Origin of the sequence: Haemophilus haemolyticus (assembly GCF_003351405.1) — a bacterium.
GTDB lineage: Bacteria > Pseudomonadota > Gammaproteobacteria > Enterobacterales > Pasteurellaceae > Haemophilus > Haemophilus haemolyticus_N.
The window spans coordinates 1,643,518-1,659,682 of sequence record NZ_CP031240.1 but is presented as its reverse complement, the minus strand read 5'-3'; the positions used below and the strand labels follow the sequence as shown (position 1 = coordinate 1,659,682).

Below are 16,165 nucleotides of genomic sequence, written 5' to 3'. Positions count from 1 at the left end.
CAAATCCGAGAAATTACTTAAATTGTTTTAAGAAACGTAAGTCGTTTTCAAAGAACGAACGTAAATCTGTTACGTTATAACGTAACATTGTTAAACGCTCAACGCCCATCCCCACTGCAAAACCAGAATATTCATTCGGATCAATACCAACGTTACGCAACACATTTGGGTGCACCATACCGCAGCCCAACACCTCTAACCATTTACCGTTTTTACCCATCACATCCACTTCCGCTGAAGGTTCAGTAAACGGGAAATAAGATGGACGGAAACGCACTTGTAAATCTTCTTCAAAGAAAGCACGTAAGAAATCGTGCAATAAACCTTTCAATTCTGTGAAATTTGCTTTTTTATCCACATAAAGCAATTCAATTTGGTGGAACATTGGCGTGTGCGTTTGATCGTAGTCATTACGATATACACGTCCTGGAGCCATAATGCGAATTGGTGGCTGCATTTTTTCCATAGTACGAATTTGCACGCCAGAAGTTTGAGTGCGAAGTAATAATTCTGGATTAAACCAAAAAGTATCGTGATCGGCACGTGCTGGGTGATGTTTAGGAATATTTAAAGCATCGAAGTTGTAATAATCACTTTCAATTTCTGGGCCATTTTCAACTGAAAAGCCAAGTTCTGAGAAAAACTTTGTTACGCGATTAATCGTCATGGTAACTGGGTGTAAGCCACCAGTTTCAACTTTGCGACCAGGTAAACTGACATCTACACGTTCTTTTTCTAATTTTGCGTTAAGTTCTGCCTGTTCCCACTCCGCTTTTTTTGCATTTAAAAATTCTAACGCAGCTTGTTTTGCTTCGTTAATTTTTGCGCCCATAGCTGGACGTTCTTCAGCTGACACATTACGCAATTCTTGCATTAATTGAGTAAAATGCCCTTTCTTACCAAAATATTCGACACGGATTTCATCCAAAGCCGTTAAACTTTTATCCTGAATGGATTCAATCGCTAATTTCGCTTTCTCAACAAGCTCGTTCAGATGTTGCATAGTTTCCCCTGCTTCTCTTTTCTCTATAAAATAAAAAACCGAGTAATGATAATACCAAGTACTTAAAAAGTAAAAGAATAATACGAAAAATCATTGGTTTATCAAAAATAAAAATGGAATAACGTTATCGCTATTCCATTTTTTCTTGTTACCAACAAAATCGCTCATTCACAAAATTTTCTGACCGCTCTTTTTGCCATTTTTCTTTATTGTTTGGATTAGCAAAAAAACGTGCTTGTTCCTGTAAACGTTGAACTAATTTTTCTTCTGCTTCTTTTAACGCTTTTCTACGATCCGCAAATTTTGCGGGCAATGCTGGTAAGAAAATCACTTCATAAGGATGAGTAATTGTCCATTTCACCGCATTTTCGGCAGCACGGCTTTGTTTATCAAAATCACAAAACGCATAAGCATTAACAAACTGCCCTACTACGTGGCTAAACCCTGTATTATCTTGCACCGTTTGTTTTGGCAAATCCAACACATAAAGTGCGGTGATCAAACGATTTTGTCCACGATAAAACCAACTAACTGCTTCATCTCTTAAGTCAAAATCGTAAGCCCGAGCGGCTAATGTGAACATCGTCATTGGTGAAATGCGAGCCGGATTTTCTTCTACAAATTTCACCGCACTTTCATAACCTTTTACCGTATTTTCACGTAGCATAGGATCAATTTCTTTATGTACAAATACATTTTCTGCTTTTCCATTTTCAGCAGAATAATAAGGTTTAATATAAACATCCACTGTCTTCACTGGTTCTTTGCTAATAGAACTACAAGCCGTAATCAAAAGTGCGGTTGTCATACATAGTATTTTGAGAATATGGCGTTTTAGCCTTACATAAGCATTCATCGTATCCAGCCTACCCTATTTACTAAATGAAGTTTTTATCAAAAATTTCATTTTTTCCTTATATAATAGCCAACAAATTTCACTGCATTGTTATTATGAAAATTCATCTAATCTACAGTAAAACCACATTAGAATTCAATAATGAAACAAGTTTACTTGATCATCTCGAGAAAAATAATATTCATCATGAATATCAATGCCGTAGTGGCTATTGTGGTTCTTGTCGTGTGAAAATTAAAAAAGGCAAGGTATCCTATAAAGATGCGCCCCTTGCCTTTATTCAACCTGATGAGATTTTATTATGCTGTTGTCACGTAGAAAGTGATATTGAAATTGACTTATAAATTATTTAAATCTAATACATCCGTCATATCAAATAAGCCATTCGTCTTATTTTCTAACCATTTACCAGCACGCACTGCGCCATTAGCAAAGGTCATACGACTTGATGCTTTATGGGAAATTTCTACACGCTCGCCAATATCAGCAAACCACACCGTGTGCTCCCCCACCACATCCGAAGCACGAATAGTAGAAAAACCAATTTCATCACGTTTACGTTCGCCAGTGATTCCTTCACGACAAAATACACCGTGAGTTTTTAAATCGCGACCTAAGGTTTTCGCGATATGTTCGCCCATAGAAAGTGCGGTGCCAGATGGCGCATCGACTTTATGACGGTGATGAGCTTCGATCACTTCAATATCGCAATAATCCCCCATCACTTTTGCCGCTTTTTCTAAAAGCTTGAAGACTAAATTCACACCAACACTGAAATTTGATGCAAACACAATAGCAATTTGATCTGAAGCAGCCTTAATTACAGCTTTACCTTGATCATCAAAACCAGTTGTACCGATCACCATTTTTTTATTATTCGCTACGCAAAATTCAATATGTTCAAGGGTGCCTTCTGGTCGAGTGAAATCGATTAATAAATCGAATTTATCTTTTTGGCTTTCAAGATCGTCTGAAACTGTTACGCCAAGTTGACCAATTCCCGCCAATTCTCCCGCATCCGTCCCAACTAAAGATGATCCTTTGCGTTCAAACGCTGCACCTAGTTCTACGCCTTCCGCAGAATGAACCGCTTGAATTAATTGACGCCCCATTCTTCCGCCAGCACCAGCGATTGCAATTTTTAATGTCATGTTACTTCCTTTTTTATTAATGAATTATTTCGTTGATGCCGCTATAAACAAGCACACAACCAAAAAATAAAAATACGATACCCGCCATATTATCAATATAACGACTGTATTGACTGTATAAACGCTTGGCAATATTACGTGAAAAAATCAATGAAATCACATAAAAATAACAAAATGTTTCTACCACAATTACCATAAAAGCCAAGATAATTTGCCACATTTCAGTGATATTTACCAAGACAAGTGACATCACGCTACTAAAATACACCACGACCTTTGCATTGGATAAATTCACTAAAAGCCCTTTCACAATTTCTTTTTTGATTGTGGTTTTCTGATTAAATTCAGTATCAGAGTGCGGTTCAAATTGAGCGTATTTTTTACTGCGAGCCATTAAAAAGCCGATATATGCTAAGTAACTACCGCCTAGCAACATAATCACGCCATGTAATGCGGGAATAGTAACGAATAACACCGCCAATCCCAACATAGAAAGCATCCCCCAAAAAGCGATACCAAGCGTTATGCCTAAAATGCCACAAACTGTATTACGACGAGAATTACTCGCTGCCATTCGGCTTACATAGAAGAAATCAGGCCCCGGCGTCATTAAGCCAAATAAATGCACAATGATTAAATTCAGCATCACAACATCCAATACTGAATTGCAAATACGACAATTACTGCATAAATTGCCGCTAAAACATCATCGACCATAATGCCAAAACCACTTTCTAGTTTTTCGTCAAAATAACGAATTGGGAATGGTTTTAAAATATCGAAAAAGCGGAATAACGCAAAAGCAGCCAAAATCCATTGCCAAGATAATGACGGGATCGCCGCTAATACAATAAATACACCGACAAATTCATCCCAAACGATAGAACCATGATCGTGCACGCCCATATCTGCTGTGGTTTTTTGACAAAGGTAGCAACCGAGTAGGAAACAAAGTGCGGTAAAAATTAAAAAGATTTTTACGCCTAGTAAAGAAAGTAAAATCACGCCTAAAATTGTTCCAGCCAAACTCCCCCACGTGCCTGGAGCAGGATGAATTAAGCCCGATCCAAAACCAACGGCAAGCAAATGAATAGGATTTAAAAGAGAGATTTTTTTAAGAGGATTATTTTCTGTCATTTTGATTCCTTAAAATGATCGAAACCACTTGAAAAAGTTATATTCACAGATTTTCCATCCCGTAAAAAACGGGGAGAAAAGTCGCCGCACTTTTCATTAATTTTACCAATACAAGTGCAAGGCACGTTCAGTTTTTTCACGCGTAATTCTAATTCATCTTTATATTCGGGCGGTATGGTAAAACAAAGTTCATAATCTTCTCCACCACTTAAGGCAAATTGTTCCGCTTGAGTGCGATCATATTTATTTAAAATCGATGATGAAAGAGGTAATGCAATAAGTTCAACTTCAGCACTACATTGGCTTCGCTCAAGAATATGCCCTAAATCAGAAATTAACCCATCGGAAAGATCAATGGCTGCGTGAGCAATATCAATTAACGCCCGCCCAAGTTCAATTCTAGGTGTGGGTCTAAGATGACGTTGTTGCAGAAAAACATCATCAGAATCAACCGCACTTTTACCTGATAAAATTTGTGTTAAACCTGCTGCGCTATCGCCTAAAGTGCCTGAAACATAAATTAAATCACCAACTTGCGCTTTATGCCGACAAATCGCCTTCCCTTTTTCAACAAGACCTTGTGCTGTAATGGTAATGGATAAGTTACCTTTTGTAGTATCGCCACCAATTAATGTGACGTTGTATTGTTTTAATGTATGCAATGAACTTTGGCTAAATGTTGAAATCCAATTTTCATCTACATTTGGCAAAGTTAATGCCAGAGAAACCCATTTGGGCTGTGCCCCCATTGCAGCAAGATCACTTAAATTTGTTGCAACGGCTTTGTAAGCTAAATCTTCGGGTGAAATGGTTGGTAAAAAATGCGTATTTTCCACCATTGTATCGGTCGTAATGGCAAGCTGATAATTCTCTGGCACGGAGACCAGCGCACAATCGTCGCCAATAGACAATTGTACGGAATCATCAACTAATATTTGTTGCTGAAAATATCGTTTAATTAAATCAAATTCACCCATTGCTATTTTCACTTATCTTATAAAAGAAAAGGCACGCGTTAAAAACGCGCGCCATTTTCAGTTTAAAAGGATTATTTACGCCCTAATGCTGGTGCGATTTTATCAAGTACGCCATTGATATATTTATGGCTTTCGTCTGCACCGAATACTTTTGCTACTTCAATCGCTTCATTGATAACCACTTTATATGGCACATCTAATTCAAAGCGCAATTCATAAACAGCCAAACGTAAAATTGCAGTTTCAATAGGATCAAGCTCATCAAAAGCACGGTCAATATAAGGCGAAATTGAAAAATCAACGGTTTCAATATTTTCTACTGTTTGACGAAATAATTTACGGAAGTAAGGTTTATCTACCCCATCCATATCTTGATCTAACACAAAGGCTAATTCAACTTGTTCTGCAGTATTGCCAGACACCGCCCAAGAATACAAGGCTTGAACAGTACATTCACGCGCACGACGACGAGCAGAAGGCTTTTTCACTTGTTTTTGTTCTGTCATGATTTATGCCGCATCAATTTGTTGAATAAGATTAACCATTTCAAGTGCGGTTAAGGCTGCTTCTGCACCTTTATTACCCGCTTTAGTACCAGCACGTTCAATCGCCTGTTCAATATTTTCTGTGGTTAATACACCAAAAGCGACAGGGATTTCGGCATCCATTGCAACTTTTCCTAAACCGCTGCTTGCTTCCCCTGCTACATATTCAAAGTGCGCAGTACCACCACGGATAACTGTACCTAATGCCACAATCGCATCAAATTTTTTACTTTCTGCTAAACGACGAGCAACTAATGGCAACTCATACGCACCAGGAGCACGCACGATAGTGATATTTTCATCTTTCACTTGGCCGATACGTTTTAATGCATCAATTGCGCCTTCTAATAAACTTTCATTAATAAAACTGTTAAAACGAGCAATTGCTACTGCAACTTTTGCATTAGGTGCTGCGACTGAGCCTTCTAAAACTTTCATATTTTTTCCTATTATTAGCCATAATGATTTTGGCCCGAGATTTTAGCATAAAATCGCGTATATTCAATATTAATAAGGCTTTACCCTATTTTATTTAGGGCGCATTTTTAAGGCTATTTTATTGTTCATAGCCCGCACCAACGCTATATTTTTATGGAAAATTTCCTTCATTAAGGTAAACTATCGGCAATTTTATGTGAATTACATTCAGTTACAGAGGTTTAATATGTCTAAAGTGGCATCAATTGTTGATGTATTACAAGGGAAAGTGGCGATTGGTGAAACCGTCACTGTGCGTGGTTGGGTGCGTACCCGTCGCGATTCTAAAGCAGGCTTATCTTTCTTAGCGGTTTATGACGGTTCTTGCTTTGATCCAATTCAAGCGATTATTAATAACGATATTGAAAATTACGAAAGCGAAATTTTACGTTTAACAACTGGCTGTTCTGTGATTGTAACAGGTAAAGTCGTTGAATCACCTGCAGAAGGACAAGCTGTTGAATTACAAGCAGAAAAAGTGGAAGTGACAGGGTTTGTTGAAGATCCAGATACTTACCCAATGGCAGCAAAACGCCACTCTATTGAATATTTACGCGAAGTAGCTCACTTACGCCCTCGTACCAATATCATTGGTGCGGTCGCACGTGTTCGCCATTGCTTATCTCAAGCAATTCATCGTTTCTTCCACGAACAAGGCTTCTACTGGGTAGCAACCCCATTAATTACTGCATCAGATACTGAAGGTGCGGGTGAAATGTTCCGTGTTTCTACACTTGATTTAGAAAATCTTCCACGTGGTGAAAATGGAAAAGTTGATTTCAGCCAAGATTTCTTCGGAAAAGAATCATTTTTAACGGTTTCAGGTCAGTTAAACGGTGAAACCTATGCTTGTGCATTAAGCAAAATTTATACTTTTGGCCCAACATTCCGTGCAGAAAACTCAAATACCACCCGTCACTTAGCTGAATTCTGGATGGTTGAACCAGAAGTAGCATTTGCAACGTTAGCGGATAACGCAAAACTTGCAGAAGATATGTTGAAATACGTATTCCGTGCAGTATTGGCTGAGCGTAAAGATGACTTACAATTCTTTGAAAAACATGTAGATAAAGATGTTATTACTCGTCTAGAAAACTTTGTGAACTCGGATTTTGCGCAAATTGACTATACTGACGCCATTGATGTGTTATTAAAATCTGGTAAGAAATTTGAATTCCCTGTTTCTTGGGGTATCGATCTTTCTTCTGAACATGAACGTTTCTTAGCGGAAGAATATTTTAAATCACCTGTTGTGGTGAAAAACTATCCAAAAGACATTAAAGCATTCTATATGCGTTTAAATGATGATGGAAAAACTGTGGCAGCAATGGACGTGTTAGCCCCAGGAATTGGTGAAATCATCGGTGGTTCACAACGTGAAGAACGTTTAGAGGTGCTTGATAAACGTATGGAAGAAATGGGATTAAATCCAGATGATTATTGGTGGTATCGCGACCTTCGTAAATACGGTAGCGTTCCACATTCTGGTTTTGGTCTTGGTTTTGAACGCTTAATCGTCTATGTAACTGGCGTGCAAAACATTCGTGATGTAATTCCATTCCCTCGCGCGCCAAGAAATGCGAATTTCTAATTAAATTTAACGTTAATATTGACCGCACTTACGCCAAAGTGCGGTCAATTTTTTCAGAATTTTAAGGAAAGTAAAATGGATAAAATTAAACAACTCTTTGCCAACAATTACAGTTGGGCGCAAAGAATGAAAGAAGAAAATTCGACTTACTTCAAAGAACTTGCGGATCATCAAACGCCACATTACCTTTGGATTGGTTGCTCAGATAGCCGTGTACCCGCTGAGAAATTGACGAATCTTGAACCAGGTGAATTATTTGTTCATCGTAATGTTGCTAACCAAGTAATTCACACAGATTTTAATTGCCTTTCTGTTGTACAATATGCCGTCGATGTACTGAAAATTAAACATATTATTATCTGTGGCCACACCAACTGCGGTGGTATTCATGCCGCTATGGCAGATAAAGATTTAGGACTTATCAACAACTGGCTCCTTCATATTCGTGATATTTGGTTTAAACATGGCCATCTTCTCGGTAAACTTTCCCCAGAAAAACGCGCGGATATGTTGACTAAAATTAACGTAGCGGAACAGGTTTACAATCTTGGGCGCACTTCAATTGTAAAAAGTGCTTGGGAACGCGGGCAAAAACTCTCATTACACGGCTGGGTATATGATGTAAATGATGGATTTTTAGTGGATCAAGGCGTAATGGCAACCAGTAGAGAAACCCTTGAAATTTCTTACCGAAATGCTATCTCCCGTTTATCAACGCTTGATGAAGAAAGCATTTTGAAAAAAGATCATCTTGAAAATATCTAAAGAAAACGCCCTTTCGGGCGTTATTTTTTAAGCTTTACCGTCAGCCAAATTTTTCTTTTCTTCCAATTCTTCCCAGCGTAAAAATGCTGTTTCTAATTCGGCTTCAGTATCCGCCAATTCTTTTAATTTAGTGTCGGTAATATCATGAGCCTGTTGGAAAAATGCGGGATCGGCAATTTCAGCTTGCAGTACAGTGATTTTAGTTTCCAACTCTTCCAATAATTGTGGAAGTTGTTCTAGCTCACGTTGTTCTTTATAAGAAAGTTTTACTGATTTCGACTTAGAAGTACGGTCATTTTTCACCGCTCTTTCTTCTTTTAGTGGTTCAGTTTTCTTCGATTTAGCCTGTTCTTCTGTCGCTTTACTTGCCCAGAAATTGGCTTGTTGCTGTTTCGCATCAAAGAATCCCCCCACATACTTATTCAAACGCCCTTCACCTTCGAATAAATAACATTCTGTCGCAGTATTATCGATAAATTGACGGTCATGACTCACAATTAACAACGTGCCCTGATAATCAGTCAAAATTTCTTCTAAAAGCTCCAATGTTTCTACATCAAGGTCATTGGTTGGTTCGTCAAGAATCAATAAATTATTTGGTTTGAGCAACAATTTTGCGAGTAATAAACGATTTCGTTCTCCCCCTGATAAGGCTTTAACTGGTGTCATTGCTCGTTTTGGCGGGAACAAGAAATCTTGCAAATACCCTAGCACATGGCGTTTTACACCATTGACTTCAATATCTTGTTTACCATCCGCCACATTATCCATTACGGTTTTTTCAGGATCTAAATCAGCTCGATATTGGTCAAAATAAGCAATCTCTAATTTGGTGCCACAACGAATTTTTCCTGATGTTGGCTGAATTTCACCCAACAATAATTTAATGAAAGTGGTTTTTCCACAGCCATTTGGCCCAACAAGCGCAATTTTATCTCCACGTAAAATCGTTGTTGAAAAATCTTTTAACAAGGTTTTTCCTGCGATTTCATAGCTCACATCTTCCATTTCAAAGACAATTTTGCCTGAACGACTTGAGGTATCTAACTGTAATTTGGCTGTTCCCATTACGTCACGGCGTTGGCGGCGTTCCTCACGCATCGCTTTTAATGCACGTACTCGCCCTTCATTTCTTGTACGGCGCGCTTTGATACCTTGGCGAATCCACACTTCTTCCTGTGCAAGACGTTTATCAAATAATTCATTCTGCAAGGCTTCAACACGTAGATTTTCTTCTTTCGTGGTTAAATATAAATCGTAATTGCCTGGATAAGAGACTAATTGACCGCGATCCAAATCCACAATCCGTGTTGCCATTTTTCGAATAAAAGAACGGTCATGGGAAATAAACACAATGCTACCTTGGAAATCCAGTAAGAAATTTTCTAACCATTCAATGGCTTCCACATCCAAGTGGTTGGTTGGTTCATCAAGTAATAACACATCAGGATCGCACACCAATGCACGTGCTAGTGCCGCTTTGCGTAACCAACCTCCCGAAAGTGCGGATAATTTTGTGTTTGGATTCAAGCCTAGTTTTAACAACACTTCATTGATTTTATTTTCAAATCGCCAGCCATCAGCGTGTTCTAATTTAGCCTGAACTTGCTCTAATTGACTTAAAATTTGATCACTGTAATTTTCTTCCAATTGAACAGAAATATGATGATATTCTTTCAATAAATCCGTTAAATGCCCTACACCTTCCGCAACATAATCAAAAATATTGCCTTGCGCATTACGCGGTGGATCTTGCTCTAAACGAGAAACCACAAGATCTTTTTCATATTGGATTTTGCCATCATCCATGAGTACATCGCCTGCGATGATTTTCAATAAAGTTGATTTACCTGCGCCGTTACGCCCAACTAAACAAACGCGTTCATTCGGTTCAATATGTAGTTCTGCGTGATCTAATAAAGGTGCATCACTAAAGGAAAGGTATCCATTGGTTAAACTAATTAATGCCACAACTGCCCCATAAAACTCTGTAAAAATTAACCGCATTATTCTATACGGTTTGCATAAAAAATCCCATCAATTCGATGGGATTCTCTCTTAAATCAAAGTTGTTGATATACCCGCAATGCGTGCGCATCCGACATACCTGCAATATAATCACAAATAATCCGTTTTTTCCCTTCTTCTGGTGCATGACGCCAACGATTTGCAGTATTTCTTGGTAATAAACGCTCAGGATCAGATTCAAAAATCTGGAACATTTCTGTCAACATTCTCTGCCCTTTATATTCGATTCGTTGGGTATCCACATTGCGAATAACATAATCCCAAACGAATTTTTTAAATACGCCAAGTGCAGCAATCACTTCAGGTGGTAACTCTGCGTTATAACGTAACAAAGGTTCATCAAAATTTGCCGTTAATTTCCACCGCACATTGGTTATAAAGAAATTCACCAATGCGCCAATCGCTTGTTTGCGTTCAAAATGTTTATCAGAGAAAAGCCGTTGGCTAATTGAATCAATATTTTCATGCAACCAAGCTGACGTAATTTGTTTTAATGCAGAATGAGCCGCTTGCCATTGATGAGGATTTACCACGCCAGTTACAATGGCATCTTCTAAATCATGTACGCCATAGGCAATATCATCTGCCAATTCCATAATGCTGCAATCCAGCGATTTAAACCGAGTATGTAAAGATTCAGCTGGTTTTTCCCGCACTTTTTTAAATTGACAGAATAAAGAGCGGTCATTTTCAGAAAGATTTTCCAGCAACCAATTAAACATTTTTAAATCATCGCGGAAAATGCCTTTTCCTGGAATCCAATCATGAATACGCACAAAACGCGGATCAATATTGCGAGAAAAATTAAGTTCTGAATACTGAGGAGAGGCCACATCTAACAATGCTGGATATTTCACTACACCCAATAGCGTTCTACGCGTTAGATTCATCCCTGCATTTTCAGTGTAAGGCTCAAGTTTCGTTAAAATTCTAAAGGTTTGTGCATTCCCTTCAAAACCGCCCTGCTCTGCCATCATATAATTTAATGCCGTTTCGCCACCATGCCCAAAAGGTGGATGTCCTATATCATGCGCAAAACACAAACTTTCAATAAGATCATTACTCGGCAATAAAAGTTTCAGCTGCTTTTGTAATTCGTTTTTATCAATATTTAATGTTTGCGAAAGGCTTTCAAAGGTTTCTAAAAATTTAAGCTGTGCAACGAGACTACTGCCAATCTGTGCAACTTCCAAAGAGTGAGTTAAGCGAGTACGGTAAAAATCATTTTCGCCAATCGCGTGAATTTGGGTTTTCGCTTGCAAGCAACGAAAGGCGGCAGAATGTAAAATTCGCCCACGATCACGACGAAATGGTGGACGATTATCTTTTTCGCGTGGAGGATCAGGAAGAAAACGTTCTGTCCAAGAAGAATCTATGATAAGTGGTTTCATATCGCTTTGTTTTATTTCGTTTTTCTGCATTATCTAATCATTTAGCACAAAAAACAACCGCACTTTATCTGAAACAAACACAATCTAGAATAAATAAAGTGCGGTTTAATTTTTATTGATATTTAAACAAAGAAATAAATCAGCTTAAATACAAATGGCGCGAGAATAGAACTAATAATCCCACAAAGCACAAGAGAAATAGAACTGTAACTGCCTGCTGTTGGGTTAGTTTCCATACAACTTACAGTGCCAAGTGCGTGGGATACCGCCCCGACAGATAAACCAATCGCTTCTTGATGTTTAACGCGTAATTTTTTCAACACTAAATAACCAAATACAGAGCCTTGCAAGCCTGCAACAACAACCCCAACTGCAGTAACGGCAGGGATTCCCCCTAGATTATGCGAAACTTCCATAGCGATTGGTGTAGTGATTGATTTTGGTAATACCGTCGCCACCATTTCAGGCGATGCGCCAAGTATGAGTGCTAACACTGCCCCGCTTAGCATCGAGAAAAAAGAGGCGATCACTACAATAGATAAAATAATTTTCCATTGTTTGGCTATTTGGCGAAGTTGTTCATAAAGAGGTAGTGCAAGAGCGACGATACTCAAGCCAAGTAAATTATTAATAGGCGCATTTCCTGCCATATAATCATCATAAGGAATCTTGCCTATCACTAAAATCACAACCAAAATTAATACCGTTAAAATAAAAGTATTAAAAATCATTGATTTCCAACGTTTGCTAATTTGTAGTGCGAGCCAAAATCCGAAAATTGTCAAAAATGTATAAAGATAAATAATGTACTGCTGCATATAAAACTTTCCCACTATATTAAGCTGATTCATTCATTTGTTTGGCTTGATTCTCACGGCGCTTAACCACTTTTTTACGCTTGTGTGTAAAAGACTGTAAATGGAATAAATGATTCCCTAACAAGCCCATGATGACCAAAGTTACGCAAGTGCTGACAACATTAGGAATCAATAAAATATTCACTTGTTCTATTAATAAATCTGAATATTTAATGATTCCAACACTTACCGGCACAAAAAGCACCGCCATAAAACGAATTAATAAGCTCGCGCCTAAATAAATCCAATCTAAATGAATTAATCGTGTCGTTAAACCTAAAAAGAGCAATAATAATCCCCAAATACTTCCAGGTACACCGGCAGGCACATAATGAGCGATAAGATTTCCGAGATATAACATAATGTACAAAATGACCAACGAACGGGCCAATAAAAATGATTTTTGAACCATATACAACCTTTTTTCAACTTTTTTCATAATGTTTCAAAATTATTTTACGCTTTTTTTTTCTGAATTGACCAGTTTTTTTCGGTAAAATAACCAGACTTAGATCAAGAACCTTGCAAAATGATAAATCGAAAATCGCTATTTGCTATTTTATTACTAATTTTCACCGCACTTTCGGCGTGCTCTAGTGAAGAAAATACTTGCCGTGTCGTTGGCATTAGTGACGGTGATACGCTTACCTGTCTTGCTAAAAATAATCAACAAATCAAAGTGCGACTAGCTGAAATTGATGCGCCAGAGAAAAAACAAGCTTTTGGGCAAAAATCTAAAAAAGCGTTGTCTGATATGGTTTATCTCCGTGATGTACGTCTTTTTTTAAAAGGCCAAGATCGCTATCAACGCACATTGGCGATTGTTTATTATCAAGATAAAAATATTAATTTAGAAATGGTTAAACAAGGTATGGCATGGGCTTATAAGCAATATTCCCATGATCCGATTTATCTTCAAGCGCAAGAAAATGCACAAGCCAAACGAATTGGTCTTTGGGCGGACAATAATCCGATTGAACCAAGTCAATGGCGCAGACAAGAGAAAAATCAATATGGCTTTTGATTATCAAACGTTCCGTCAAGAATTTCCTTATTTCCAACGTGAAGATGCAGTTATTTATTTAGATAACGCCGCTACTGCGTTGAAACCACAAGTGTTAATTGATCGCACCGCTGAATTTTATGCTTCTGCAGGTTCAGTCCATCGTAGCCAATATGATGCTGCCCAAACTGCGCAATATGAACAGGCTCGCACACAAGTTAAAGAATTAATTAATGCAGAAGATAAACGCGCTGTTATTTGGACTTCGGGTACAACTCACGCGATTAATTTAGTGGCAAATGGATTACTACCACAATTAAACGCAGAAGATGAAATTCTGATTAGCCAAGCAGATCATCACGCTAATTTTGTCACTTGGCACGAAATGGCGAAAAAGTGCGGTGCAAAAATTCGAGTTTTACCGATTTTAGATAATTGGCTAATTGATGAAAATGCGCTTATTTCTGCCCTTTCTGAAAAAACAAAACTCGTTGCGCTGAATTTTGTTTCAAATGTCACTGGCACAGAACAGCCGATTAAATGCCTGATTCAACTAATTAGAAAACATAGTCATGCGTTGGTTTTAGTGGATGCTGCACAAGCGATTAGTCATATCAAAATTGATTTACAAGATTTAGATGCAGACTTTCTTGCATTTTCTGCCCATAAAATTTATGGTCCAAATGGGCTTGGCGTTTTAACAGGAAAATTGACCGCACTTTCTCAACTTCAACCGCTCTTTTTCGGCGGAAAAATGGTTGATCGTGTATCAAATGATCGTATTACTTTTGCCGAATTGCCTTATCGTTTAGAAGCTGGCACGCCCAATATTGCTGGAGTTATTGGCTTTAATGCCATACTGGAGTGGTTACAAAAATGGGATTTTACCGCAACAGAACAGCACGCCATATCCTTGTCTGAATCCGTCAAAGTGCGATTAAAATCTTACGAAAATTGCCGATTATTCAATTCCCCTCAGCCAAGCACCGTCGTTTGCTTTGTATTTGATGGCATTGACTGTTCTGATCTTTCTACACTTTTGAGCGAACAAAATATTGCGCTTCGTGTGGGCGAACATTGTGCCCAGCCTTATTTAGCACGCTTAGGCGAACGCACCACATTACGCCTGTCTTTTTCCCCTTATAATACACAGGAAGATGTAGAGGCATTTTTTACCGCCTTAGACAAAGCGCTGGATTTATTACAATGATAGAACAATTAAAACAAGCTAAAAATTGGGAAGATCGCTATCGCCTGATTATTCAAGCTGGCAAAAATTTATCTCGCCCAAGCGATGATGAACTTGCTCAAATGCAACCCATTACTGGCTGCGAAGCACAAATGTGGTTTCAAATTATGCCTAAAAATGACCGCACTTTTCAATTCAACGGATTTAGCGAAGCCAGAATTATGAATGGCTTGCTTTGGATTTTACTCAATCAAATCAATGGTAAAACAGCGGATGAATTGAATACATTTGATATTACTGCATTTTTTAGCGAACTCGGTATTTCACAACGTTTAAGCGAAACGCGTTTAAACGGCTTAAACCAAATCGAACAGCAATTAAAAAATTTATGTATTTAATCGAAACTTATTTTCGCCTGACTGCCCTTGAAAATAACATTGAATCACAAAGCTGTTTACTTAATGCGGTTATTGATCAATGGCGGTATAACGGGCAGATTATCGGACGTGAAATTCCTTTATATTTAGCGGAAGAAGATGGTGCACAAGGCTTTGCTATGCGCGTCATTTGCCCTGAGCAAGATAGTCTTTTCCCGCAAAATAATAACGCAGAAGTGAATCGCACATTACAAGAAGCAGAAAAGTGCGGTGTAATTTTTGATGGTTTTCAACTTGTGGGCGATGATTTAAATTCAGATCAAACGGCAGAAAATGCATCGCCAGCTTGGCAAATGCTTTACACAACCCATTTACAAAGTTGCTCACCGATTCATAGCGGAGAAAATTTCGCACCAATCCCTTTGTATAAACAACTAAAAAATCAACCGCACTTAAGCCAAGATCTGATTAAATGGCAAGAAAATTGGCAAGCCTGCGATCAACTACAAATGAATGGAGCGGTATTAGAACAACAATCTTTGGTAGAAATTTCGGATCATCAAAGCACACTTTCAAAACATGGGCGCTATTTAGCGAAAGAAATCGAAAAAGAAACGGGCATACCGACTTACTATTATTTATATCGTGTAGGTGGGCAATCTTTAGAATCTGAAAAATCTCGTTGCTGCCCTTCTTGTGGTGCAAACTGGGCGTTAAAAGACGCGATTTTTGATACCTTTCATTTTAAATGCGATACCTGTCGATTAGTTTCGAATCTATCGTGGAATTATTTGTAATTAATTTATAAAGTGTCGAAA

General features: G+C 38.2%; 19 protein-coding genes. 7 read left to right on the top strand and 12 right to left on the bottom strand.

Going from position 1 to position 16,165, the window contains the following annotated elements; genetic code table 11:
* Positions 1-13 precede the first annotated feature (13 nt).
* Together pheS and DV427_RS08275 are read right to left on the bottom strand one after the other, a co-directional pair.
* Positions 14-1,003, bottom strand: a complete 990-nt coding sequence (pheS, locus tag DV427_RS08280; protein WP_005640625.1) for a phenylalanine--tRNA ligase subunit alpha — start codon at positions 1,001-1,003, stop codon at positions 14-16.
* Between the two features lie 148 nt (positions 1,004-1,151).
* Positions 1,152-1,859 (bottom strand): hypothetical protein, encoded by a 708-nt coding sequence (locus DV427_RS08275; RefSeq protein WP_114891987.1) that lies wholly within the window; start codon positions 1,857-1,859, stop codon positions 1,152-1,154.
* 95 nt (positions 1,860-1,954) lie between these two features.
* Between DV427_RS08275 and yfaE the strand changes: the two genes are divergently transcribed.
* A complete protein-coding gene (gene yfaE / locus DV427_RS08270) occupies positions 1,955-2,203 on the top strand; it encodes a class I ribonucleotide reductase maintenance protein YfaE (protein ID WP_114891986.1) in 249 nt (82 codons plus the stop codon).
* Here the strand turns inward: yfaE and dapB are convergent.
* From dapB to ribH, 6 genes are all read right to left on the bottom strand, one after another.
* A complete protein-coding gene (dapB, locus tag DV427_RS08265; protein WP_114891985.1) occupies positions 2,198-3,010 on the bottom strand; it encodes a 4-hydroxy-tetrahydrodipicolinate reductase in 813 nt (270 codons plus the stop codon). The genes yfaE and dapB overlap by 6 nt on opposite strands.
* Before the next feature lie 16 nt (positions 3,011-3,026).
* Positions 3,027-3,656, bottom strand: a complete 630-nt coding sequence (locus DV427_RS08260; protein ID WP_162790294.1) for a LysE family transporter — start codon at positions 3,654-3,656, stop codon at positions 3,027-3,029.
* The gene (locus DV427_RS08255) at positions 3,656-4,147 is read right to left on the bottom strand and encodes a phosphatidylglycerophosphatase A family protein (RefSeq protein ID WP_114891983.1); all 492 of its coding nucleotides are present in this window, start codon (positions 4,145-4,147) and stop codon (positions 3,656-3,658) included. Before DV427_RS08255 ends, DV427_RS08260 begins: the two co-directional genes overlap by 1 nt.
* Positions 4,144-5,130, bottom strand: coding sequence for a thiamine-phosphate kinase (gene thiL, locus DV427_RS08250; RefSeq protein WP_162790316.1), 987 nt, complete (start codon positions 5,128-5,130; stop codon positions 4,144-4,146). The genes DV427_RS08255 and thiL overlap by 4 nt, the downstream gene beginning before the upstream one ends.
* 65 nt (positions 5,131-5,195) lie before the next feature.
* Positions 5,196-5,630 carry a transcription antitermination factor NusB gene (gene nusB / locus DV427_RS08245; protein ID WP_005628659.1) on the bottom strand — a complete coding sequence of 145 codons (435 nt, stop codon included), beginning with the start codon at positions 5,628-5,630 and terminating at the stop codon, positions 5,196-5,198.
* Between the two features lie 3 nt (positions 5,631-5,633).
* The gene (gene ribH, locus DV427_RS08240; RefSeq protein WP_005628657.1) at positions 5,634-6,107 is read right to left on the bottom strand and encodes a 6,7-dimethyl-8-ribityllumazine synthase; all 474 of its coding nucleotides are present in this window, start codon (positions 6,105-6,107) and stop codon (positions 5,634-5,636) included.
* Positions 6,108-6,333: 226 nt separating this feature from the next.
* On the opposite strand from ribH, the gene asnS reads away from it, so the two are divergent.
* Together asnS and can are read left to right on the top strand one after the other, a co-directional pair.
* Positions 6,334-7,737: an asparagine--tRNA ligase gene (gene asnS, locus DV427_RS08235; protein ID WP_114891981.1), complete on the top strand. Its 1,404-nt coding sequence runs from the start codon at positions 6,334-6,336 to the stop codon at positions 7,735-7,737.
* Between the two features lie 75 nt (positions 7,738-7,812).
* Positions 7,813-8,502 (top strand): carbonate dehydratase, encoded by a 690-nt coding sequence (can, locus tag DV427_RS08230; protein WP_114891980.1) that lies wholly within the window; start codon positions 7,813-7,815, stop codon positions 8,500-8,502.
* Between the two features lie 27 nt (positions 8,503-8,529).
* Here can and DV427_RS08225 read toward each other — a convergent pair whose 3' ends face one another.
* The 4 genes from DV427_RS08225 to DV427_RS08210 form a co-directional block, all read right to left on the bottom strand.
* Entirely contained in the window at positions 8,530-10,473 is a 1,944-nt protein-coding gene (locus tag DV427_RS08225) for an ABC transporter ATP-binding protein (protein ID WP_114892190.1), read from the bottom strand.
* A gap of 92 nt (positions 10,474-10,565) precedes the next feature.
* Positions 10,566-11,951, bottom strand: coding sequence for an anti-phage deoxyguanosine triphosphatase (locus DV427_RS08220; RefSeq protein WP_114891979.1), 1,386 nt, complete (start codon positions 11,949-11,951; stop codon positions 10,566-10,568).
* 92 nt (positions 11,952-12,043) lie between these two features.
* Complete coding sequence (locus tag DV427_RS08215) at positions 12,044-12,739, bottom strand: CidB/LrgB family autolysis modulator (protein ID WP_005631777.1); 696 nt, start codon at positions 12,737-12,739, stop codon at positions 12,044-12,046.
* 19 nt (positions 12,740-12,758) lie between these two features.
* Positions 12,759-13,190, bottom strand: coding sequence for a CidA/LrgA family protein (locus DV427_RS08210; protein ID WP_114891978.1), 432 nt, complete (start codon positions 13,188-13,190; stop codon positions 12,759-12,761).
* 117 nt (positions 13,191-13,307) lie between these two features.
* On the opposite strand from DV427_RS08210, the gene DV427_RS08205 reads away from it, so the two are divergent.
* Genes DV427_RS08205 through DV427_RS08190 form a run of 4 tightly spaced genes read left to right on the top strand, consistent with a single transcriptional unit; the run spans position 13,308 to position 16,144 of the window.
* Positions 13,308-13,802, top strand: a complete 495-nt coding sequence (locus DV427_RS08205) for a thermonuclease family protein (RefSeq protein WP_114891977.1) — start codon at positions 13,308-13,310, stop codon at positions 13,800-13,802.
* A complete protein-coding gene (locus tag DV427_RS08200; RefSeq protein ID WP_114891976.1) occupies positions 13,792-14,991 on the top strand; it encodes a cysteine desulfurase in 1,200 nt (399 codons plus the stop codon). Before DV427_RS08205 ends, DV427_RS08200 begins: the two co-directional genes overlap by 11 nt.
* Positions 14,988-15,368: a SufE family protein gene (locus tag DV427_RS08195; RefSeq protein ID WP_114891975.1), complete on the top strand. Its 381-nt coding sequence runs from the start codon at positions 14,988-14,990 to the stop codon at positions 15,366-15,368. The genes DV427_RS08200 and DV427_RS08195 overlap by 4 nt, the downstream gene beginning before the upstream one ends.
* A complete protein-coding gene (locus DV427_RS08190) occupies positions 15,359-16,144 on the top strand; it encodes a Zn-ribbon-containing protein (protein WP_114891974.1) in 786 nt (261 codons plus the stop codon). The genes DV427_RS08195 and DV427_RS08190 overlap by 10 nt, the downstream gene beginning before the upstream one ends.
* Positions 16,145-16,165 lie beyond the last annotated feature (21 nt).